Source organism: Pseudoalteromonas sp. SG44-5 (genome assembly GCF_014164175.1).
GTDB lineage: Bacteria > Pseudomonadota > Gammaproteobacteria > Enterobacterales > Alteromonadaceae > Pseudoalteromonas > Pseudoalteromonas nigrifaciens.
The window spans coordinates 1-1,904 of sequence record NZ_JACJES010000049.1; the positions used below are offsets into that span (position 1 = coordinate 1).

Below are 1,904 nucleotides of genomic sequence, written 5' to 3' on the forward strand. Positions count from 1 at the left end.
CGCTGGTTAAGTTCTCAGGTTTAAATTTTTCTAGTTGTTCATAGTGATATTTATACCAATGCTCGGGTATCAAATCCTTGTAAGTGTCTATGTGTTTATAGTTACAAGATTCAGGTTTAAACGTTGCTTCGGTTGGGTAAACGTCTTGCACTTCATCAATTAAAACTAATGCACCCGTTGGCATCCAGTGATACCAATTTCGCCAAAGACTTTGCCCTTCGCTATTTTGTGATGATAAACGCCATAGTTGAGCTGTTTCTGGAAATGTTTCTTGTAACTCGGTTTCTATCTCTTCGAGCGGTAAAATACCTTCGATATTAGTAACAACTAAGCGACCTTTTCTAAGTGCTGGTAACACTTCAAACCAAGTAGCACTAGCTGACTTGAAAGAACCTGGCGCACCGTGAAATATTGAACTAGCCATTATATAAACCTTAGTACATAACGACTTATATACGCTTGAATAATAATATTTACGGCATCAAATAAACGCATATCAACTACAGCAGCTTGAACGTCAGGTGGCAAAGCACTTGATGCAGCGGTAATTTTAGAAGATATTTGAAAGCTCTCCATAACTGATTTAGCAACAGACCAAGCAAACTCCATAGATTCTATTTGCGCGTTAATCATAAACAAAGTAGCTTCTTTTAAAATCCACTGCATAGCCCTTTCAATAAAAGTCGGTAAATCAGAATTAAAAAACTCCCATATATCTGTAAAAAACACACCAATAGCAGACGCTAAGCCAGCTAAGCCCTCATATGTTTTAACTTCATCTGCAAAAGCTATTGAAGGTATAAAAAGCAAAATTAAAAAAATAAATTTAATATTCATTCTCTATTACTCCCTAAAAGTATATACAAACCCGTTAGTGTTCCAGCCAATAATATTGCTGGAGCAATTAACTTAAAAAAATCTGAGAACCTTGATAAACCTAAATCAACCTGAACACCTTTTATTGTTTCAAGCCTTTGCTCATACTGGTTATTTAGATTAGGGTCTATTGTAAATAATGTTTCAGATTCCTTTTTTATATCATCAATTAACTTAAACCTTCGTTTTTCTGCACTTTCAATAAATTTATCAAATTGAGCCATCTCCTCAAATGTAAACACAGAATCTAAACCGCCAGCCATCCTACCGCCTGATGTGAATGTGAATTCATCTTTTTTTGTATTTTCTTTAATTTCATCTAATAACTTAACGCCCTCACCATGTAACTTTACACCCTCAGTTTGAACAGTTTTAACACCCTCTAAAATAGTGTTGGTTTTACCAATTTCTAGAATTGTTTTGCCAGTGTTCAAAGTTGTAGATGCAGTGTTTTGCTTAATAGAGCCTAAAAGCTCATTAGAGTTTTGAGTCTCTTTAGCCATCCTATCTAATCGTTCAGTATGCGTTTCTATGCCTAAATTCATATTGTCATTAATAACGTTAAGGTTGTCGTTAACTTGATTAACTGCGTCTAAAATATCAGTTTGGTCAGAATCATCGGCATCTTTTGGCGGTTCCGGATTATCAGGGTCTGGCGTAGGTGTCGGGTCATCTTTATCATCTGGCTTTTCTGGGTCAGGTGTTGGCTCTGGCTCAGGTTCGGGTTCCGGGTCGGGGTCAGGAACGCAGGTTGTTGGCTCAGCCGAACCATAAGAAACAGGGATGTTATAACCACCGTAAGCATCAGTTTTTATTTCACATTGACGGCCATTAGGTGCAGGAAAGCAAACACTCGTTTGACCGCCACCACTACCAAAAACAAACGGGTCATTGTCGGTTGGGTCTGGGCAATCAGGATCTTTTTCTGGCTCTGGTTCTGGTTCATCACCCAATGGTTTTGCACACATAAATGTTGGCTCACTTGGGTCAGTTGGCTGAGGCTGAATAGGGACGGCAATTTTATACAA

General features: G+C 38.0%; 2 protein-coding genes and 1 pseudogene. All 3 read right to left on the reverse strand.

The window, feature by feature from the left end:
- The coding region (locus H5079_RS18075) for a zonular occludens toxin domain-containing protein (RefSeq protein ID WP_310736341.1) at positions 1-424 on the reverse strand (424 nt) is incomplete at its 3' end.
- Positions 424-837, reverse strand: a complete 414-nt coding sequence (locus H5079_RS18080) for a DUF2523 family protein (RefSeq protein WP_182684614.1) — start codon at positions 835-837, stop codon at positions 424-426. The genes H5079_RS18075 and H5079_RS18080, both read right to left, overlap by 1 nt.
- Positions 834-1,904: pseudogene (locus tag H5079_RS18085) on the reverse strand (hypothetical protein); the annotation flags it as partial. The pseudogene H5079_RS18085 and the gene H5079_RS18080, both read right to left, overlap by 4 nt.

What these genes read in the sequence shown, in the direction of transcription:
- H5079_RS18080 (WP_182684614.1), bottom strand. Translation starts at nt 837, where the DNA reads ATGAATATTAAATTTATTTTTTTAATTTTGCTTTTTATACCTTCAATA.